The following is a 13,632-nucleotide window of genomic DNA, read 5'->3' as shown; positions in this document are numbered from 1 at the left end:
CTGCGGCGCCGCCGCCCGCCCCCGCGCCCGGCGCTCCCGGCGCACCCGCACCCGCGCCCGCCGATCCGAACGCCCCACCGCCACCGCCCGCTCCGGAACCGGGTCGGGTGGACAACGCCGCGGGCGGGTTCAGCTATGTCGTGCCCGCCGGGTGGAAGGTCTCGGACGCGACCCAGCTGTCCTACGGTCAGGCGCTGCTGACCAAGATTCCGCCGGAGGGCACGCCGGAACCGCCGAACGACACCAGCGTGCTGTTGGGTCGGTTGGACCTGAAGCTGTTCGCCGGCGCGGAATCCGACAACAGCAAGGCCGCCGTTCGCCTGGCATCCGACATGGGTGAGTTCTTCATGCCGTTCCCGGGCACCCGGGTGAACCAGGAGACGGTGCCCCTCGATGCGAACGGAATGCCCGGCGTCGCTTCGTATTACGAGGTGAAGTTCACCGACGCCAACAAGCCCAACGGGCAGATCTGGGCCGGCGTCGTCGGCGCACCCACGCCGCCGGGAACGCCGCGCGGTCAGCGCGCGCCCGAGCGGTGGTTCGTGGTGTGGCTCGGCTCGGCCACCAACCCCGTCGACAAGGGTGCCGCGGTGGCGCTGGCCAATTCGATCCGGCCGTGGGCGCCTCCGCCGCCTCCGCCGGCCGACCCGAACGCGCCGCCACCGCCGCCCGCTGACCCGAACGCGCCGCCCGCTCGGCCCGGGGTCGGTGTCCCGGTTCCAGTCACCGATGCGCCGCCGGAGATGTTGCCCCCGGCCTGACCCGCCGGGGTCCTACGGCCCGACGTACGGCACGTTGCCGGCGAGGTTGTTGACGTTGAGCAGGTAGCAGTTGGTGCCACCGAAGCCCATCGCGCCCGCTGTCACGCAGCGCTGGAACGTGCCGTCTTGCGCGATCGGGCCGTCACACGTCGTGCCGCCGCCCCACGGCGTCCAGCCGCCCTGGCATCCGGCACTCGCCGGTGACGCGGTCGCCAACGCGATGCCGCTCGCTGCCAGTACGCCGACCGCCAATCCAATCAGTGCCTTCATCGATGCCTCCTGCGTCAAAGGCCATATTTGTGTTTGCTGGCAGCCTGCTGTGGCTGGTGTGACCAATGGGGCAAAAGGTGCTGATGTGAGATAGCCGGCGATAGATCAGCGCCGGCGGGACGGCTCGGTGCGGGCTGCGGAGCCGTCCCGACCACCGGTGCGTCTGCGCTGCACATCGCAACCTTTCCCAACCCGGCGGCGTCAGACCCGGTCGGCGCCGCGCGTATCCACAGCGAGTTGCCAGATATTGACGAGCGTAGCTAGGTAACGGCGTGGCGACAATGTGATATCGGTTTGCCCGTCCTGCTGTTCGCTGACGGCTGACGACCTGGGCCGAACGCTGATCGTTCCCAACACGCCAACTGAATTGTTACGTTCGGCGGGTAGACCTGAGAAGTGGCTCAGCGAGCCCTGCTGGGCATACCCAGTGACAGGTAGGAGACCTGCAATGGATGTATTGGCAGCTACCGAGATCCTCGCCCGTTCCACGACGTTGACCAGTGTGGGCTGGATCGGCTACATCATCATCGGCGCGATCGCGGGCTGGATCGCAGGCAAGATCGTCAAAGGCGGCGGCTCCGGGATCCTGATGAACATCGTCATCGGCATCGTGGGCGCGCTCATCGGCGGTTTTCTGCTCAGCTTCTTCCTCGATACCGCGGGCGGAGGCTGGTGGTTCACGCTGTTCACTGCGATCCTCGGATCGGTGATCCTGTTGTGGATCGTCGGCTTGGTGACCAATCGCACGTAGCCGCGTTGCGGTCATGACGACGGAGACCATGACCGCATGGCAGGTGGTGCGCCCCGGCCCGGTCGAGACGCGGCCGCTGGAACGTGTCACGGTCCCCAGGCCGGATCCCGCGGCCGGCGAGTTGCTCGTCGCGGTTCGGTCGTGTGGCGTCTGCCGGACCGATCTGCACGTCGCCGAAGGTGATCTGCCCGTGCACCGGCCGAGGGTGATACCGGGGCACGAGGTCGTCGGCGAGGTGGTCGCGGTCGGCCCCGACGCCGAGGGCTTCAGCACCGGTGACCGGGTCGGCATCGCCTGGCTGCGCCACACGTGCGGTGAGTGCGACTACTGCACCCGCGGTCGGGAGAACCTGTGCCCCCGATCCCGCTATACGGGTTGGGATGCCGACGGAGGCTACGCCGAATTCGCCACCGTGCCTACGGCATTCGCGCACAGATTGCCGCGGGGCTACACCGATACCGAGCTGGCGCCGCTGCTGTGCGCCGGGATCATCGGCTATCGCGCCCTCGCGCGCACCGACCTGCCCGCGGGTGGGCGGTTGGGAATCTACGGTTTCGGTGGGAGCGCGCACCTGACCGCGCAGGTCGCCCTGGCGCAGGGCGCGAGAGTGCACGTGATGACGCGCGGCGAGCGGGCCCGCGAACTTGCGCTCGCACTCGGCGTCGCGTCCGCGCAGGGCAGTGCGGACATGCCACCCGAACCGCTCGACGCCGCCATCCTGTTCGCACCCGTCGGTGATCTGGTGCTGCCCGCGCTTGCCGCCCTCGATCGCGGCGGCGTGCTGGCGATCGCAGGCATCCATCTCAGCGACATCCCGAGCCTGAACTACCAGAAGCACCTGTTCCAGGAACGCGAGATCCGGTCGGTCACCGCCAACACGCGTGCGGACGCTCGCGATTTCCTGGCGTTCGTGGCCGACCATCGTGTCCAGGTCACCACGCCCGAGTACGGCTTGGGCCGCGCCGACCAGGCCCTTGCCGATCTCAGCGCCGGCCGCATCGCGGGCGCGGCGGTGCTGTTGCCCTAGCCGTTCTGCCCACCAACGCCCCAGGCGCCCCGCGCACGGTTGTCACGCTGGAGTGGCTGCCGGCGCCGACAGTCACTCCAGCGTGACAATCGCGGCGGAAAGCCGGTTCACAGCGCGGCGAGCGCAGCGCCCAGCCGACCGGTCAGGTCACCGCGGCCGTAGGCGTACAGCGGTCCCGTGCCGTCGCGCAGCAACCGGACCAGCCGGGCCATGCCGCGCGCGCTCACCGGCAGCGGTGAATGCAGACGCAGCGTGATCGCGTCGATGATCGGCTCAGCGGCTTCGATGTTTTTGCGATGCAAGGGAATTCGTGAGGAGAACACCATCCGGCCGTCCGCGGCGTCATGTAGAGCGCGGCGCAATGTGCGTGCGATGGCTTCACGCTCGGAGATCGAGGTGAGGCGGGTGGCGCGCACGGCGATCGGACTGCCCGGCGGTGTCGGGGCGCCGACGGCCAGTTGAGCATCGAGTTGGCCGGCCCGAAGCCGAGCGATGGCGCGGCATCGCAACGAGGGGCGGCAGTCGATACGTCCGTCGATGGCTCGGTTGTGTGTGGTGGCGGGAGTTGCCGAAATTCGGTTGTCGTTCATCGCCGTTACCTCGTATTTTCTGGTTGTCCGATCCGAAGATCGTGACTATCTAAAACCCTACGCCGGTCATGAGTGACTAGTCAAACGATTTAGACGGTCACGTGGCGCTAAACTGTGCGCATGACACAGTGGCCAGGCGATTCCGAGACCAAGCCCGCTCCGGAGCCGCTGTCGCGCATCCAAGCCCTCGTGAACACCGTCGAACTCCCCGACGGTGCCGACCGCCTCGCCGACACCGCAAACGCGACGCCGTGGCTGATCGGCAACGGGCTCCTCGGTGACGGCGAAAACCCGACGGACGCCGAACTCCGCCTAGTGCGTGAGGTTCGGGAGGCCTTGCGCGCGTTGTTGGTTCACAATGCCGGCGGGCCGCCGCCGGACAACGAGTCGCTCGACACCCTGCGCCGCGTCGCGGCGGGCGGGGCGATCCGCGCCGAGATCGCCGACGGCGACACGGTGGAGCTTTTCGCCGCCGGTGGCACCGTCGCCGAGCGGCTCGTCGAGTTGTTGCTCGTGATGCGCGACGCTCAGCGGGATGGGACCTGGGCGCGCCTCAAGGCCTGTGCGAACGACGAATGCGCCTGGGCGTTCTATGACCGGTCCCGCAACCACGGCGGTACGTGGTGCGACATGGCCGACTGTGGAAACAAACTGAAGAACCGCGATTTCCGGGCTCGTAGACGCGCCGAGAACCGCCGCGCGGCGGGCTGACTCAGGTCGACAGATGCCAGACGAGCGCGGCGGCCAATGCGCCGACGCCGTTCAACGACCAGTGCAGCGCGATCGGCGCGATCAGGCTGCCGCTGCGCTTGCGCAACCAGGTGAACACGAAACCGGCGACACCGGTGGCGACCACGGCCAGCACCACCCCGGCGACCATGCCGAAGACCCCGCCGCCGAACAGCCGGGTGAAGCCGACGTTCTCGCTCGTCAACCCGAGTGAACTGGCGATATGCCACAGGCCGAACAGCAGTGATCCGCCCGCCGCGACCCCGCGGAAACCCCAGGCCCGGTTCAGCGCCCCGTGCAGGACACCGCGAAACGCCAGCTCCTCGGGGATCACGGTCTGCAGCGGGATGATGACCATCGACGCGAGCAGCGCACCCGAGATGGTCGCGTAGTTGTCGTTCATGAACATCGGCCGCGTCCACGGCAGCATCGTGCCGATGGCGATCACCGAGACCACGAGTGCCACCGCCGCCAACGCATAGCCGACGCCGGAGCGCCAGTGCTCGCGACCCAGCCCCAGCTCGGCCCAGCCCAGGCCGCGGGCCCGCACCAGGATCAGCAGGCCGATCGCGGCTGCCGGGACGGTCGCCACGCTTGCCCATGGCGTCGTGAAGTGGGCGATCAGGTTGGTGAGCGTCAGGATGACGACGACGATGCCGATGTCGGCGTAGATCCGGAAATGGTGCAGTGCCGACAGCTGAGCGACCAGCGGGTGAGGGTGCGCGGCCACGGCGCTCGAGTCAGACATAACCCCGGCAGTCTACCGGTGATCGGCAACCGCCCAGGTCAGTCAGCTTTCCACTGTGAATCCCAGCTCCAGCCCGAGATCGCGGGATCATCTTCGCCGTGTTCGCGGGTGTAACTACGGGCGGCAAGGCGGGCGTCGACCATCTCCTGACGCAGGGTCGCTGCGGTCGCGGCGAGCCCCTCGACCCGGTCGATGACGTCCATGACCAGATGGAACCGGTCGAGGTCGTTGAGCATCACCATGTCGAAGGGTGTGGTCGTGGTGCCGCGTTCCTTGAACCCGCGCACGTGGAGCTGGTCATGGTTGGCGTGCCGGTAGGCCAGCCGGTGGATCAGCCACGGATAGCCGTGATAGGCGAAGATGACGGGCTTGTCCGTCGTGAAGATCGAGTCGAACTCGCGGTCGGACAACCCGTGCGGATGCTCGGACTCAGGCTGCAGCCGCATGATGTCGACGACGTTGACCACGCGGACTTTCACCTCGGGTAGCCGGCGGCGCAGGATGTCGGCCGCGGCCAGGGTCTCCAATGTCGGAATGTCCCCGGCGCACGCGAGCACGACGTCGGGCTCCCCGGTGGTGTTGCTCGCCCATTCCCAGATGCCGATGCCGCGCGTGCAGTGGGCGATGGCCTCGTCCATGGTGAGGTAGGTCAACGCCGGTTGCTTACCCGCGACGATCACATTGACGTACTGCCGACTCCGCAGGCAGTGGTCGGCGACCGACAGCAGCGTGTTGGCGTCCGGCGGCAGGTACACCCGCACGACCTCGGGCCGCTTGTTGGCCACGTGGTCGATGAAGCCCGGGTCCTGATGCGACGCGCCGTTGTGGTCCTGCCGCCACACGTGCGACGTCAGCAGGTAGTTCAGCGAGGCGATGGGTCGGCGCCAGGACAGATGCGAGCTGCTCGAAAGCCATTTCGCGTGCTGGTTGAGCATCGAGTCGACGATGTGCACGAACGCCTCGTAACAGCTGAACAGTCCGTGGCGCCCGGTCAGCAGATAACCCTCGAGCCAGCCCTGGCACATGTGCTCGGAGAGCACCTCCATCACCCGGCCGTCCGGCGCGAGGTTCTCGTCGTCCGGACTGGTCTCGGCCTGCCAGGCCTTGTCGGTGGTCTCGAACACCGCCGAGAGCCGGTTGGACGCGGTCTCGTCGGGACCCATCAGCCGGAAGCGGTCGGGGTTACGCGCGATCACGTCCCGAAGGAACGTGCCGAGGACTTTTGTCGCCTCAGCCGTGCCGGTCGCGGGCTTGTCGACGTCGACCGCGTAATCGGTGAAGTCGGGTAGGTCGAGATCACGCAGCAGCAACCCGCCGTTGGCATGCGGGTTGGCACTCATCCGGCGATCACCCGCGGGGGCGAGCGCCCGCAGTTCCTGGCGCAACACGCCGGTGTCGTCGAACAACTCCTCGGGGCGGTAACTGCGCAGCCACTGTTCGAGCGCCGCGCGGTGCTCGGCGTTGGTGCGGGTTTCCGCCAACGGCACCTGATGCGAACGCCACGTCCCTTCCACCTTCTTACCGTCAACCGTTGCCGGGCCGGTCCAGCCTTTGGGCGTGCGCATGATGATCATGGGCCACAGCGGCCGGCCCTGCTCGCCGTCGAGGCGCGCGGCGCGCTGGATCGCCGCGATCTGATCGAAGGCCTCGTCCATCGCGGTGGCCATCTGCTGGTGGACGTTTGCCGGGTCGTCGCCGGCAACGGTGATCGGGCGGTACCCGTAGCCGTAGAACAGCGATTCGAGCTCCTCCTGCGGAATGCGGGCCAACACCGTGGGATTCGCGATCTTGTAGCCGTTGAGGTGCAGGATCGGCAACACCGCGCCGTCGGTGACCGGATCGAGGAACTTGTTGGACTGCCAGCTCGTGGCCAACGGACCGGTTTCGGCCTCGCCGTCGCCGACGACGCAGGCCACCACCAGATCCGGGTTGTCGAAAGCCGCACCGTACGCGTGCACCAGCGCATACCCGAGTTCGCCGCCCTCATGGATCGACCCCGGTGTCTCGGCCGCCACGTGGCTGGGGATTCCGCCGGGGAAAGAGAACTGGCGGAACAGCTTTCGCATGCCATCGGCATCCTGGCCGATGCCGGTGTAGACCTCGCTGTAGGTGCCCTCGAGGTAGGCGTTGGCCACCAGGCCGGGGCCGCCGTGACCCGGTCCGGTGATGTAGATGACGTTCGAATCCCGATCTCGGATGATGCGGTTGAGGTGGGCGTAGATGAGGTTGAGCCCCGGGGTCGTACCCCAGTGACCGAGAAGTCTCGGCTTGATGTGCTCGGGCGACAGCGGCTCGGACAACAGAGGGTTGTCCAAGAGGTAGATCTGGCCGACCGACAGGTAGTTGGCAGCGCGCCAGTACGCATCGAGCAGTTCGAGTTCCTTGTCGGTCAGGGCCGGGGATAGAGTCGCGTCGCTCATAGCTCCATGGTGACGGTTGCGGGTGAATAGTGGGTGCGATCCGAGTACCCGAACACACGCCGGATAACCAACTCGCGGGGTCGGGATCGGGGTTCGGCGGCCAATGACGTTCTGGCGCAATGGTGCAGTTGAATGCCGTCGACGGCACTCGACCGCGCAATCGCCGGTGCGCCGCGTCGGCTAGTTTCTACTGCATGTCAATCGACCCGACGACGCCGGTGCTGGTCGGCTACGGCCAGATCAACCAGCACGACGACAACCCCGATGTGGAGCCCGTCGACCTGATGGCCGCGGCGGCCAGGGCGGCGGCCGATCCGCGGGTGTTGCAGGCGGTCGATTCCGTGCGCGTGGTCAACCTGCTGTCGTGGCACTACCGCGATCCGGGTCTGCTACTTGCGCAACGCATCCGGGCGGAGCATGCCACCACCCGTTACACCGGGGTCGGCGGCAACGTGCCGCAGACGCTGGTCAACGAGGCGTGCCTGGACCTCATCGCCGCTCGCGCCGGGGTGGTGCTGATCGCGGGCGCCGAGACATGGCGGACCCGCAGCCGGCTGCGGGCCCGCGGCGCCAGGCCGGAGTGGACGCGTCAGGACGACTCCGTGTCGGAGGCGCCCGGCGCGCACGAGGGCGTGCCGATGGCGGGCGATGCCGAGCTGCGCATCAACCTCGACCGCCCGGCCTTCGTCTACCCGATGTTCGAGCAGGCGCTGCGCATCGCGGCGGGAGAGACGCCCGATGAGCACCGGCGCCGGATCGGCGAGTTGTGGTCGGAATTCAGTGCGGTCGCGGCCGGGAACGGCCACGCCTGGAGCCGGGACCGGTTGACCGCGGAACAGATTTCCGAGCCGGGCCCGGACAACCGGATGATCAGTTGGCCCTACACCAAGCTGACGAACTCCAACAACATGGTCGATCAAGGCGCCGTCCTCATCCTGACCACCGCGGAGAAGGCGACCTACCTTCAAATACCCAGGGACCGTTGGGTTTTCCCGTATGCCGGGACCGATTCACACGACACTTACGCGATCGGCGAACGGGCCGAGTTGCACCGATCCCCGGCGATCCGGATCGCCGGCCGGCGGGCGCTCGAGCTCGCCGAGATCGGCGTCGACGACATCGATCTGATCGACGTCTATTCGTGTTTCCCGTCGGCCGTTCAGGTCGCGGCCAACGAACTCGGGTTGCCGCTGACCGATCCCGCGCGTTCGCTCACCGTCACGGGCGGCCTGACCTTCGCCGGGGGACCGTGGAACAACTACGTGAGCCATTCGATCGCCACCATGGCCGAAAGGCTCGTCGCGAACCCCGGCGCGCGCGGCCTGATCACCGCCAACGGCGGCTATCTGACCAAGCACAGCTTCGGTGTGTACGGAACCGAGCCGCCGCAGCATGGATTCCGTTGGGAGGATGTGCAATCCACGGTCGACGCCGAACCGGTCCGCAAGCTGGCGGTCGAGTGGTCCGGCACGGGCACGGTGGAATCGTGGACCACGCCGTTCAATCGCGAAGGGCTTCCGGAGAAGGCCTTCCTGGCCGTCCGCACCCCCGACGATGCGCGCACGCTCGCGCGCATCACCGACGGGTCCGAGGCGGCCGCGACCGTGGCGGAAGACATCGCCGGCGCGCAGGTGCGCGTGCACCCCGACGGCACCGCGTCGTTGCTGTAGCTACTTGATCGTGTAGCCGCCGTCGATCACAAGATCGGCGCCGTTGATCATCTCGGCCGCATCGGATGCCAGGAAGACCGCGGCAGCCGCGATCTCATCGGGGTAGGCAAAACGCCCGGTCGGAATCAGCTTCTTGAGTGCGTCGCCCTTGGGGCCGTCCCAGGCGCGGTGCCCCAATTCGGTGAGCACCACGGTCGGCGAGATGGTGTTGACCCGCACGCCGCGGCCACCCCATTCGGCGGCAAGGACTTTCGAGACGCCGACGACACCGAACTTCGAGGCGCAGTAGGCCACGTGCTGATCGAGCGCGACGGTGGCGGCCTGCGAGGCCATGTTGATGATCGACCCGCCACCGGCCTGCAGCATCTGGTTGCCCACCGCCTGGCACATCAGGAATGTGCCGCGCAGGTTGACGTCGATCGTGGTGTCCCAGTCCGACAATGACAGTTCCTCGGCAGGCGCCAGGCGCGCGATGCCCGCGCTGTTGACCAGGATGTCGATGCGCCCGAACGCGTCGACAACCGACCCGACGGCGTCGCGTACCGAATCCGGATCGGCGACGTCACAGTGGAATCCACGACTGCCGGCGCCGAGCTCCTGAGCGGCCTGCTCGGCGCCCGGCGTGTTGAGGTCAAGAGCGGCGATCCGTGCGCCCTTTTTGGCGTAGGCCGCGGCGATCGCCGCGCCGATGCCGGAGGCAGCACCGGTCACCAGCGCCGTCTTGCCGCCCAGCCGGAAGTCGAAATCCACTGCGCGCGGCTGTGTTTGCGTCATCGAGAAACGGTCCTTTCGGTTTGTCGCTAGTCGAGTACCGCGGCGGCGATATCGACGTCGGTGACCAGTGACGAGACCATGCCCGACCGCAGCACGGCGCGGGTCGCCGCGATCTTCTCCGGACCCGTCGCGATGGCGATGACGGTCGGGATCGCGCGCAGGGTGGCCTCGTCGATGCCCATGCGCCGGTCGTCGAGGCCGGCGAGCCGGTTTCCCTCGGAGTCGAGCAGCAGTGCGCAGGTCTCGGCGCACACGCCTGCGGCGTCGAGGTGGCGTACCTCTTCACTCGTCAGTGAGCCGTACACCTGCGATGCGCCTTCGGTCCACGCGCCGACCGACACGATCGCGCAACTGACCTTCGGATGCTGGTCGAACGTCTCCTGGATCTGCTGGGTGCCTGCCAGGCTCGCGGCGGTTCGGGCGTCCGACACCACGAGCGGCGCGTACATCGGCCAGGACCGCCCGCCGCTGACCTCGCTGATGCGGCGCACGAGGTCGGCGCCGTTGTGGTTGATGGCGCCGGCCATACCCGTCAGTTGCACGACGTCGCACTGCGGCAGCGTCGTCAGATGGTCGGCGATGTGGGCCAGGGTGCGGCCGCAGTCCACGCCGACCACATCGCCGTCGCGCAGGATCGATTGCAGCAGTTCGGCCATCGCTTTGGCCACGGCCGCAACCCGTTCCGCGGTGTTGTCCGATTCGGCCGACCCGTCTTGGTTGTCGGATCCGCAGACGACGGCATAGGCGTGTTCGAGTCCGTATCGACGCTGCAGCGCGGTAGAGAGGTCGACGTCGATCGCGCCGGGGTTGTGGATCTTGATCTCCACCATTCCGGATTCGAGCGCCTCGTCGAGCATCCGCGCGACCTTGAACCGCGAGATCCCGAACTCCTCGGCGATCTGGATTCGGGTGCGTCCTTCGAGGTAGTAGCGCCGCGCGATCACCGCGCGCTGGAACAGCTCGTCCGGGCCCATGCCGCGTCCCCTTCCGTCCACCCCGATGCTGTGTGCACATATGTGCAGTCGCGTTGACATATGAGCATAGAGCATTGCATGATCCACATCACAAACGATCAGATGAGTCGGCGGGGTGACAGATGAGCGACCCGCGGAGGAGGCAGAACGCGCATGCAGTCCGATGACACCGACCTGGCAACGCTGGCCGGCGTGGTGTTATCCCGGGAATCTGCCGCGGTCGCCGCGCTGACCGGACGCGTCGAATCGGACGTCGTCGCGATTGCTCGACGCATGCTCGCGATCACCGGCAAGGTCGTGACCACGGGTTCGGGCACCTCGGGCATCATGGCCGAGCGGCTCGCTCATCTGCTCTCGGTGTGCGGCACACCCGCCGTCTACTTGCCCTCGATGGACGCGCTGCACGGCGGGATGGGTGCGATCACCGAAAACGACCTCGTGCTCGCCATTTCCAAGACCGGGCAATCCGGCGAGCTGACCCGGCTGGCCGAGCGGCTGACCGGAAGGGGAGTCGCGGTGGTTGCGATCACCGAGAGCCCCGACTCGCCTTTCGCCGGCGCGGCAGGAACCGTCGTCGCCCTGCCGCCGACCGCACCCGACGCCGATCCCGGCGACATGATCGCCATGGCGAGCACGCTTGCGGTCGGCGCCTGGGGCGACGCGCTTGCGGTGGTCGCGATGGCGCTGCGCGGCCACACCATGCGCGATGTGGTCGACAGCCACCCCGCAGGCGGGGTCGGAGCCCGCGGTCACGCGGCCGATGATGCCCCGGTGGTGCGCACATGACGGAATTCGCTGTGCTCGGGGTGGATTCGTCCACACAATCATGCAAGGTCGAGGTCCGGGAACTCGCCGGCGGCCGACTGTTGGGGTACGGCGCGGCCGGGCATCCGCCGGCATTTCCGCCCAGCAGCGAACAGCATCCGCTGGAGTGGGTATCGGCCTTCGTGTCCGCGACCCGCACGGCGTTGGGCCGCTGCGCCCAGGTACCCGTCATCAAGGGAATCTCGGTCGCCGCGCAATGTCATGGTCTGGTACTGCTCGACGAGCACGGAAATCCGTTGCGGCAAGCCAAGCTCTGGAACGACACCACCGGCGCGCCGCAGCTGGCCGCGCTCGTCGACCGCATCGGCGCGCAGCAGTGGATCAACAGCATCGGCTCGATGCCGACGGCGGCGTTCACGATCGCCAAGCTCGCCTGGATCGCCGAACACGAGCCCGGTGTACTCGAACGCAGCGCCTCGATGCTGTTGCCGCACGACTACCTGACGTACTGGCTGACCGGTGCCCGGGTGACCGACCGCTCCGACGCCTCCGGCACCGGCTACTTCAACACCGAAGCCGGACAATGGATCAGCGAATACCTTGACCTGGCAGGCGGGCCGCGGAACTGGTCGCAGATGTTGCCGACGGTGCTCGGCCCGTGCGAGCCGGCCGGGACGCTGCGGCCGGTGGCCGCCCAGGAGCTCGGGCTGGACCCCGATGTCGACGTGATCGTCGGCCCGGGCGGCGGTGACCAGCATGCCGCCTATCTCGGGCTGGGCCTCAACGACGGCGATCAGTACATCGGCATCGGTACCTCCGGTGTCGTCGCAACCTCTTCTCGCACACCGGTTTTCGATCCGAGCGGAATGGTCGACGGGGTGGCCGACCTCACCGGTGGCTACCTGCCGCTCGTGAGCACGCTCAACGCGGCGCGCGTGAGCGATGTCGCGGCGCGGCTGCTCGGCACCGATCTCGCCGGTCTGGCCGAGCTCGCGCTCACCGCCGGCGACAACCCGGGCCCGGTGTTGGTGCCGTTCCTCGACGGCGAGCGCAAGCCCGATCGCCCGTCGGCACGGGGCGCGTTCGTCGACCTCACCTCCCACACCACGCGCGAGGAACTGGCCCGCGCGTTCGTGGAGGGTCCGCTGCTGTCGTTGATGAGCGCCCGAGACAGCCTGCGCGCCTGCGGTGTCGACGTCAGCGGCGGCGCCGTCGCGGTCGGCGGTGGGGCGCGTTCGACGGCCACGTTGCAGCTGCTGGCCGATCTGCTGGGCGACGAGGTGTGCGTGCTCGACGCCGACGAGGCGACCGCGCGCGGCGCCTGCGTGCAGGCCGCCGCGGTCGTGGGGGAGTTGGACATCGCCGGATTGACCGATCTGGCCAAGCGTTGGCAGCCGCAAATTCGCACGCGTATCGGACCGCGCCGCACGGGACGGGATTTGTCCGTGGTCCGGGAGCGCTGGGCCGCGGTGGCGTCGTCGCGGCTGCTGGATTCGGGGCGGCAACCATGATCGCGTCGTGGCACACCCGGTATCCCGGGCTGCTGACCGGATCGATCTACGCGGCACCGCCATCGGAACGCACTGCGTTCGCGCGCGCACTCGCCGACGCCGGCATGGCTGTGCACGTCGACGTCATGGACCCCGGCGCTGGTCTGCCAGTCGGCGTGAGTCTCACTGAGTTCAGCGGCATTTCGAGCATCCTGGGTCCGTCGCGATGCGATGTGCATCTGATCGGATCGGCCGAATTCGCCGATGAGATGTTGCCCCCACTGCTCGCCATGCGCCCCGGCCGCGTATTTCTGCCCTGGGCGGCGTTCACCGAGCAGCGTGCGGCCGCCATCCGGGATGCGGGCAGCGCGGCCTGGATCGCGGTCTGGGAGGAATGGTCGGGCTGGGGCGACGGGCTGCCGCCGCCGTGGCCGGCAAGCCCCGACGGTGCGCTCGTGATGTTGATCGAGCCAGGGACCAAGGACCGGTGCCGTACCGAGCGACTGGATGTCGCCGCGGCGTGTGCGGTGTGGTTGCCGGTGATCGTCGACGGAGGAGTCACCGAAGAGATTGCGCCGCTGTGCGTCACGGCAGGCGTCGAGGCCATGGTGGTCGGGCGGGCGCTGCTCGCCGAAACCCCTGGGATAGAGAAAGGGATATGAC

General features: G+C 68.0%; 14 protein-coding genes. 8 read left to right on the top strand and 6 right to left on the bottom strand.

All coding sequences use genetic code 11. The features are described from left to right. The coding region (locus AWC31_RS36280) for an APA family fibronectin-binding glycoprotein (protein ID WP_085150689.1) at positions 1 to 761 on the top strand (761 nt) is incomplete at its 5' end. Positions 762 to 773: 12 nt separating this feature from the next. Here AWC31_RS36280 and AWC31_RS36275 read toward each other — a convergent pair. After that, positions 774 to 1,031 (bottom strand): CDGP domain-containing protein, encoded by a 258-nt coding sequence (locus tag AWC31_RS36275; protein ID WP_067851853.1) that lies wholly within the window; start codon positions 1,029 to 1,031, stop codon positions 774 to 776. Between the two features lie 448 nt (positions 1,032 to 1,479). On the opposite strand from AWC31_RS36275, the gene AWC31_RS36270 reads away from it, so the two are divergent. Next, a complete protein-coding gene (locus AWC31_RS36270; protein WP_085150620.1) occupies positions 1,480 to 1,782 on the top strand; it encodes a GlsB/YeaQ/YmgE family stress response membrane protein in 303 nt (100 codons plus the stop codon). A gap of 13 nt (positions 1,783 to 1,795) precedes the next feature. Further along, complete coding sequence (locus AWC31_RS36265) at positions 1,796 to 2,809, top strand: zinc-binding alcohol dehydrogenase family protein (RefSeq protein ID WP_110775437.1); 1,014 nt, start codon at positions 1,796 to 1,798, stop codon at positions 2,807 to 2,809. Positions 2,810 to 2,916: 107 nt separating this feature from the next. On the opposite strand, the gene AWC31_RS36260 is transcribed toward AWC31_RS36265, so the two are convergent. Continuing rightward, a complete protein-coding gene (locus AWC31_RS36260) occupies positions 2,917 to 3,399 on the bottom strand; it encodes a hypothetical protein (protein ID WP_085150618.1) in 483 nt (160 codons plus the stop codon). Positions 3,400 to 3,519: 120 nt separating this feature from the next. Between AWC31_RS36260 and AWC31_RS36255 the strand changes: the two genes are divergently transcribed. Then, entirely contained in the window at positions 3,520 to 4,110 is a 591-nt protein-coding gene (locus AWC31_RS36255) for a CGNR zinc finger domain-containing protein (protein WP_085150616.1), read from the top strand. 1 nt (position 4,111) lies between these two features. Here AWC31_RS36255 and AWC31_RS36250 read toward each other — a convergent pair whose 3' ends face one another. After that, positions 4,112 to 4,876, bottom strand: coding sequence for a CPBP family intramembrane glutamic endopeptidase (locus AWC31_RS36250; protein WP_067851849.1), 765 nt, complete (start codon positions 4,874 to 4,876; stop codon positions 4,112 to 4,114). 38 nt (positions 4,877 to 4,914) lie between these two features. Further along, positions 4,915 to 7,296 (bottom strand): phosphoketolase family protein, encoded by a 2,382-nt coding sequence (locus AWC31_RS36245; protein ID WP_085150614.1) that lies wholly within the window; start codon positions 7,294 to 7,296, stop codon positions 4,915 to 4,917. A 194-nt stretch (positions 7,297 to 7,490) separates the two neighbouring features. On the opposite strand from AWC31_RS36245, the gene AWC31_RS36240 reads away from it, so the two are divergent. Beyond that, positions 7,491 to 8,966, top strand: coding sequence for an acetyl-CoA acetyltransferase (locus AWC31_RS36240; protein ID WP_085150685.1), 1,476 nt, complete (start codon positions 7,491 to 7,493; stop codon positions 8,964 to 8,966). Here the strand turns inward: AWC31_RS36240 and dthD are convergent, their stop codons facing one another. Then, positions 8,967 to 9,740, bottom strand: a complete 774-nt coding sequence (gene dthD, locus AWC31_RS36235) for a D-threitol dehydrogenase (RefSeq protein ID WP_085150611.1) — start codon at positions 9,738 to 9,740, stop codon at positions 8,967 to 8,969. Positions 9,741 to 9,766: 26 nt separating this feature from the next. Then, a complete protein-coding gene (locus AWC31_RS36230; RefSeq protein ID WP_085150609.1) occupies positions 9,767 to 10,714 on the bottom strand; it encodes a sugar-binding transcriptional regulator in 948 nt (315 codons plus the stop codon). A 153-nt stretch (positions 10,715 to 10,867) separates the two neighbouring features. Here AWC31_RS36230 and AWC31_RS36225 point away from each other — a divergent pair, with 153 nt between their 5' ends. Genes AWC31_RS36225 through AWC31_RS36215 form a run of 3 tightly spaced genes read left to right on the top strand, consistent with a single transcriptional unit; the run spans position 10,868 to position 13,631 of the window. Beyond that, positions 10,868 to 11,500, top strand: coding sequence for an SIS domain-containing protein (locus AWC31_RS36225; protein WP_085150607.1), 633 nt, complete (start codon positions 10,868 to 10,870; stop codon positions 11,498 to 11,500). After that, positions 11,497 to 12,990 (top strand): FGGY family carbohydrate kinase, encoded by a 1,494-nt coding sequence (locus tag AWC31_RS36220; protein WP_085150605.1) that lies wholly within the window; start codon positions 11,497 to 11,499, stop codon positions 12,988 to 12,990. Before AWC31_RS36225 ends, AWC31_RS36220 begins: the two co-directional genes overlap by 4 nt. Beyond that, complete coding sequence (locus AWC31_RS36215; protein WP_085150602.1) at positions 12,987 to 13,631, top strand: beta/alpha barrel domain-containing protein; 645 nt, start codon at positions 12,987 to 12,989, stop codon at positions 13,629 to 13,631. The genes AWC31_RS36220 and AWC31_RS36215 overlap by 4 nt, the downstream gene beginning before the upstream one ends. Position 13,632: the final 1 nt, after the last annotated feature.

This window comes from Mycolicibacterium wolinskyi, from assembly GCF_002101965.1.
Classification (GTDB): domain Bacteria; phylum Actinomycetota; class Actinomycetes; order Mycobacteriales; family Mycobacteriaceae; genus Mycobacterium; species Mycobacterium wolinskyi.
This window is presented reverse-complemented; position numbering and strand designations above follow the sequence as displayed.